Source organism: Frankia sp. CcMO1, from assembly GCF_977945845.1.
The window spans coordinates 1-5,945 of record NZ_CDWTMG010000196.1; the positions used below are offsets into that span (position 1 = coordinate 1).

The 5,945-nt window shown below is 67.3% G+C and carries 7 protein-coding genes and 1 tRNA gene; 5 read left to right on the top strand and 3 right to left on the bottom strand.

Features of this window, described 5'->3' with window-relative positions; genetic code table 11:
• Window positions 1–205: 205 nt before the first annotated feature.
• The 4 genes from AC08OU_RS18790 (at window position 206) to bcp (ending at window position 2,935) form a co-directional block, all read left to right on the top strand.
• Window positions 206–979 carry an SCO family protein gene (locus AC08OU_RS18790; protein ID WP_476605429.1) on the top strand — a complete coding sequence of 258 codons (774 nt, stop codon included), beginning with the start codon at window positions 206–208 and terminating at the stop codon, window positions 977–979.
• Entirely contained in the window at window positions 976–1,542 is a 567-nt protein-coding gene (locus AC08OU_RS18795; protein ID WP_476601534.1) for a MauE/DoxX family redox-associated membrane protein, read from the top strand. Before AC08OU_RS18790 ends, AC08OU_RS18795 begins: the two co-directional genes overlap by 4 nt.
• Window positions 1,526–2,314: a DsbA family protein gene (locus AC08OU_RS18800; protein ID WP_476601533.1), complete on the top strand. Its 789-nt coding sequence runs from the start codon at window positions 1,526–1,528 to the stop codon at window positions 2,312–2,314. Before AC08OU_RS18795 ends, AC08OU_RS18800 begins: the two co-directional genes overlap by 17 nt.
• A gap of 129 nt (window positions 2,315–2,443) precedes the next feature.
• Window positions 2,444–2,935 carry a thioredoxin-dependent thiol peroxidase gene (gene bcp / locus AC08OU_RS18805; protein ID WP_462203927.1) on the top strand — a complete coding sequence of 164 codons (492 nt, stop codon included), beginning with the start codon at window positions 2,444–2,446 and terminating at the stop codon, window positions 2,933–2,935.
• A 71-nt stretch (window positions 2,936–3,006) separates the two neighbouring features.
• Here the strand turns inward: bcp and AC08OU_RS18810 are convergent, their stop codons facing one another.
• Window positions 3,007–3,300 (bottom strand): hypothetical protein, encoded by a 294-nt coding sequence (locus tag AC08OU_RS18810; RefSeq protein ID WP_476601532.1) that lies wholly within the window; start codon window positions 3,298–3,300, stop codon window positions 3,007–3,009.
• 615 nt (window positions 3,301–3,915) lie between these two features.
• On the opposite strand from AC08OU_RS18810, the gene AC08OU_RS18815 reads away from it, so the two are divergent.
• Window positions 3,916–3,999 (top strand) — tRNA-Leu (locus AC08OU_RS18815).
• A 314-nt stretch (window positions 4,000–4,313) separates the two neighbouring features.
• On the opposite strand, the gene AC08OU_RS18820 is transcribed toward AC08OU_RS18815, so the two are convergent.
• Both AC08OU_RS18820 and AC08OU_RS18825 read right to left on the bottom strand, forming a co-directional pair.
• Window positions 4,314–5,606, bottom strand: coding sequence for a recombinase family protein (locus tag AC08OU_RS18820; RefSeq protein ID WP_476601531.1), 1,293 nt, complete (start codon window positions 5,604–5,606; stop codon window positions 4,314–4,316).
• Between the two features lie 80 nt (window positions 5,607–5,686).
• Window positions 5,687–5,945: hypothetical protein (locus AC08OU_RS18825; protein ID WP_476605430.1), on the bottom strand; the 259-nt coding region annotated here is incomplete at its 5' end.

Consider the following 5,945-nt stretch of genomic DNA (forward strand, 5'->3'; position numbering starts at 1 on the left):
GCATCAACCGGCTCAAACGCCACCGGGCGGTCGCGACCCGCTACGACAAGCTATACGTCCGCTACGAAGCAACAGTCACCATCGCCGCGATCAACGAATGGCTGCCCCGATAAACTTCCCAAACAGGCCCTAGTACCTGCTGCGGTCAGACGGACACGTTTTCCGTGGCCCCGGTCCGTCCTGCCCGGCCCTGTCCTGGAGCGTCATGTCCCTGGTCCACCATCCTCGTCACGACACGGGTTCCCGTCACGGCGCCGGTTCCCCACCCGGGCAGTTCCCCCCGTCGCGCTTCCCGCGGCGCCGTCCGGCACTGGCCGGAACCATTGCCACGGTCCTGGTCGCCTCCTCGATGGCGCTGCTCACCGCCTGCGCCGGCTCGGGAACCGACACCGGAGTGAAGATCGTCGATGCGGGGAACGGAGGCGACAACGGCGGCCTGCACGGCACCGTCCCGGCCAGGCGGCTGGCCAAGCCGGCCCTCAACCTCACCGACACCGACGGCCGTCCCCTCGACCTGCGCGCACGCACGCAGGGAAAGATCACCATGCTGTTCTTCGGCTACACCCACTGTCCGGACGTCTGCCCGACCACGATGGCGGACATCGCGTCGGCACTCGGCGAGGTGAAACCGGACGTGCGTGACCAGGTGACAGTCGTCTTCGTGACGACCGACCCTGATCGGGATACGGAGGTGGTCCTCAGTCGTTGGCTTAAGCAGTTCAACGCAACCTTCATCGGCGCCCGCGGTCCGTTCGACCGGATCCGTACCGAGGCCGAGGCCCTGGGCGTTCCCCTGGAGAAACCGGAGGTCCAGGCCGACGGCTCCGTTCTGGTCACCCATGGCGCCCAGGTCATCGTCTTCTCTCGAGATGACAGGATCCGCGCGCTGTACCTGGCGGGGACCAGCGTCCAGGACTACATCGACGACCTGCCCAAGCTGACCGCCGAGCGGTCCGGATCAGAAGAAGCACGGACTTGAATCCGATCACCTATAGCCTTGTCACCCCCATGCAGCCGGCCAGTCGCGCCGTCTCCACGGTGTTGCGCCTCGGCCTCGGCGTGGTCTGGCTGGTCGCCGGGCTGTTGAAGGTCAACGACCCGGACGGGATGGTGCGCTCCGTGCGGGCGTTCCGCATCCTGCCCGATGCCCTCGTGCAGCCGATCGCGTACGGCGTCCCGTTCCTGGAGATCGCCCTGGGGATGCTGCTCGTCGTGGGGCTCGCCGTGCGGCTGTCCGCCGTCGTGTCCGCGGTGATGTTCGCCGTCTACATCGCAGCGATCGCGTCGGCCGCCGCCCGGGGGCTGCGGATCGACTGCGGCTGCTTCTCCTCCGGGGGTGATCTCGCTGCCGATGCCCCGACGCACTACACCTCCGAGCTGATCCGCGACAGCCTGCTGCTCGCCGCCGCCGGGCTGCTGGCCTGGCGGCCGAGCGGCTATCTGGCGGTGGACCGCCTCCTCGACCAACCGGTGAACGATCTTTCCGGGAGTACCGCTGATGGCTTCGAAGTCGAAGAAGACACCGTTGACGACCGGCGGTAGGGCCCCGGGCGGCGGCGCCGCGAGGCCCGACGCGACCCCCCCGGCAGGTGGGGGCAAGGCGGCCAGCGGACAGGAGCGACGGGCCAAGGCCGCGGCGGCGCGGGCCGCGGCGGCAGCGCGGGAACGGCGACGGCAGCGCGGCATCATCACCGGCGTGGTGCTGGCCGTTCTCGTCCTGGTCGGCGCGATCGGCTTTGCCGTCCAGAACTCCCGCGAGGAGTCGAAGCCGGTGGTCCTGCCGGCGAGCGCCACCGGCACCGATCACGGCATCGTCGTCGGGAAGGCGTCCGCGCCGGTCACCGTCGACATATACGAGGATTTCCAGTGCCCCATCTGCGGGACACTGGAGAAGACAACCGGGCCGACTATCGACAAGCTCCTCGACGACGGAAAAATCAAGATTGATTATCACATGATGTCGTTCATCGGGCCGGAGTCGAAGCGGGCGGCGAACGCGGCGGCGGCAGCCGCCAACGAGGGCAGGTTCCGGCAGTTGCACGATGTGCTGTACGCGAACCAGCCCGAGGAGCGCACCGGCGGCTTCACCAACGACACGCTCATCACGCTCGGGGCGAAAGCGGGGCTGACCTCGCAGGCGTACCGGAAAGCGGTCAACGAGGGGACCTACGACGGGTACGTCGCCAAGGTCGACGAGGACGCATCGAAGGCCGGCGTCACCGGCACGCCGACCGTCTTCGTCAACGGCAAGCGGCTGTCCGGGGAGCAGCTCACCCCGGAGGGCTTCCGCGCGGCGGTCGACGCAGCAGCCTGAGCAGATGGGGGACCAAGACACGGTCCATGGTGCACAGACCGTGCCCTGGTCCCCCGAATCTCGCCACGTTGGGGATCTGTCCGCTGGGGGGTTTGCCGTCCTGCGCAGGCCACGGCTACTTTTCGGACCATGACTGAGACTGCCAACGCCGCCCGTCTGGTCCCCGGCGACGTCGCACCCGACTTCACCCTGCCCGACTCCGAGGGGAACGAGGTGTCCCTGGCGTCCTACCGGGGACGGCGGGTCGTCGTCTACTTCTACCCGGCCGCGTCGACCCCGGGGTGCACGAAGCAGGCCTGCGACTTCCGGGACAGCCTCGCCCAGCTCGGCAACGCCGGCATCGACGTGCTCGGGATCTCTCCCGACAAGCCCGCCAAGCTGGTGAAGTTCCGCGACGCGGAAGCCCTGACGTTTCCGCTGCTCTCCGACCCGGAGCGGAAGGTGCTCGCCGCGTACGGCGCCTTCGGCGAGAAGACAATGTACGGGAAGAAGACCGTCGGCGTGATCCGCTCGACGTTCGTGATCGGCACGGACGGCACGATCGAGGTGGCGCAGTACAATGTCCGCGCGACCGGTCATGTCGCCAAGCTGCTGCGCGACCTGGGCCTCGCCGCCGCCTGACCGGGACCGTCCCTGAGGCGCCTGGCCGGCCCATCCCGCAGGCTTCGTCGATCGCTTCGTTGACGGCTTCGTCAGCTCGCCGGTCGCAGATCCCAGCCCAGCAGCACGTTCTCCGGACGGCGCGGATCGACCAGCACGGGGATACGACGCGGGCGGCCCGACGAGGCCGTCGCCGCCTCGCTCAGGTCGATGTCCGGGTCGGGAAGGACCGTGCTGCGCACCACCGGGTACACGTTGCCCCACGCGCCGGGGCGTTCGATGAGCAGATGAACCTCGGCGACCGGCCGGCCGTTCACCCGCAGGCCCGTGTCACGGACCGCGCAGACGGCCGCGGTCGTCGCCCGACCGGTGTCGATGAGCTTCAACGCCCGGTTCCGTTCGAGGAGGGCACGCTGGGCGGCGTGGCGGGGACCGGGGCAGACCAGCCGTGGGGCCTCGTTCCCGGCCTCGGCCTCGGCCCTGACGTTGGCCTCGGCCCTGACCTTGGTCGGCGGGCTCTCAACCTGTGCCGGTGCCTCGCCGGTGGGCGGAACGCCGGCGGGGGGCGAAGCGCGGGACCTCCGTGAGGGTCATATGAATCGTCTCCCAGTCGTCCTGGCCAAACCGGCGCGAAACAACCCTGCCGCCGGTCGGATGCCCGTGCGAGTCAGGCTGACGACAACGGCCCTCTCACGGTTGTCGTCCCGACGACCGTGAGACGAGCCTCGGTGACCGGCGGTGTGAGCCCTCTGGACTGCCGATATCTGTCCGGCCTGGCGTCCGCCAAACCCGGCCGATACCAGTGAACCCCGTGAATGGCCCAATACGAAGGTTCGTGGCCGGGCTGGGGCAGCCTCCATGGCTACACACGGCTGCCCACGGCTGTCCACGGCTGTCCACGGCTGTCCACGGCTGTCCGCGGTCCTGGTGAGGATGCGGGGCGTGACCCGGCGGGAGGCGGGGCGCCCCCCAGGTGAGGCGATCGCTACTCTGGAGGTCGCGCGGGAGTGGCGGAATGGCAGACGCAGCAGACTTAGGATCTGCCGCCTTCGGGCGTGGGGGTTCAAGTCCCCCCTCCCGCACCAAATAGATCTCTCTCGAACCCCGGCCAAGATCGACCGTGGCGCCCGGTCCACCAGGGCCACCGCCACGGGCGTCTCGGCCGGGGTTCGTGCCGTTTCGGATCAACCGGGCTTGCAGCGCCGGATCAAGCAGGGTCGCCATCGGCTCGTGTAGGGCGGCATCCGTCACGGTCACCTCGTCGTCCACCACACTCACCAGGAGTCGCTCGAAGAAGAAGCGGTTGGCCAGCCGACGGACCTGCGGCCCGCCCGCCTGGTAGACCTCGCTAGCCCGGCCCACCAGTTCCAGGGTTAGACGCAAGGTCTCCTCGATGTCGTCATACATCGTGGCGGCGGTGCGCAGCGTGCTTTCGGCCTGCCGTAGCTCCGTGGCGACCCGGGCTTGCTCCTCCTGGGCCAGGTCCTCCGGAACAGAGCCGGTCACCACTCCACGGGCCAGCCGCCGCCACTCGTCGGCCAGCTCCCCGACCCGCCGCTTGGCCCGGGCAACCTCCCGGCGCGGCCTGGGCCTGCTGGTGCTGGATCTCCGCCCGCACGCCTTCCCGGATTGCATCCTGTACTTCTTCCGAAATCCGCACCGTCTTCCAGTACCGTTCAACGGCCTCTTCCACCGCGTCCGCCAGCATGTAGGGGGCAGCGCAATCGGTACGGTGGTTCTGGCGCCCAAGGCAGTAGAAATAGAGGTACTGGCCCTTTGCATTCATCAGGGAAAGCCGCTCACCACAGGCACCGCAGTACACCGCGCTCTTGAGATAGTGGGTGTGTACCCGCCGCTTTTCACCGGCGACGTTGTGCAGGGCGAGCATCTCCTGTACCCGCATGAACAGGGCTTCGGAGATCAGCGGCTCATGGCGGCCCTCGTACTCAATACCCTTGAAAGTTACCTTGCCGATGTAGTAGCGGTTATTCAGCACCCGCGATACATGGGAGATGGCGAGCGGCCCCGGCAGCTTCTTCCCGTGCGGCAGCGCCATGAGACCCCGTTCAGCCAGGGCGTCGGTGAGCTGCCGCAGTGTCCACTCTCCGGTGGCGTACATCTCAAAGGCCCACCGGACATGCGGCGCGCGCTCTGGGTCGATAATGACAATAGTCACCTCCCGGCCTTCGATGCGCTGCCGGGTGTTGAGATAGCCAACCGGCGCCCGCCCTGGTGTCCCACCAACTTTCGCCTTCTGGGTCATCCCCTTCAGGGCTTCGGTCGCCAGGTTGCGGGAGTAGAACTCCACGATCCCAGCCATAATCGCGTGGAGCAGCTGCCCGCCGGGCGTCTCGTCAATATTTTCTTTGACGCTTACCAGCGTGGCGCCTACAGACTTCAGCTCGAACATGATGTTGGCGTCATCCCGCCGGTTACGGGCGAAGCGGTCTACCTTGTCCAAGATGACATAGTCGATGTCGCCCTGCTGTTTAACGAAGGCCATCATCTTTTGAAATTCTTTGCGGTCGGCAGTCTTGGCGGACTCGCCCCGGTCGACGAATACTGCCACTACCTCAGCGTCAAGGCTGGCGGCTTTGCGTTCGCAGGCCTCCCGCTGGGCAGGCAAAGAGTAGCCGTCCGGGTCATCGTCGCGGCCAACCTGCTTGAGGGTCGATACCCGCAAGTAGATCACAGCCCGCTTGCTCCGCCCAGTACCAACCAGCAATCCGGCGGGAGCCAAGGATGGCGCGACTACTCCCGCTACCTCAGCCATCATCCTGTCCTCCGGTTCCGGTACAGTTCCGCCACCGCATGTTGCACTTGCGCCTCGAAACGTTCCGCAGGCGATACCGCCTGATCGTCGGCCGCCCCCTCGGCCTCACCGGCCCCAGCCGTAACCTTCTCGGCCATAATTACCTGCACGCCCCGATGATGCGTCAGCGTATATAGGCCACCGTTTCGGATGGCGTTGGCTCCCAGCACGCGCACCGATGCCACGATGATGTAGCCGATATCGGTGCTCTTAGGGGAC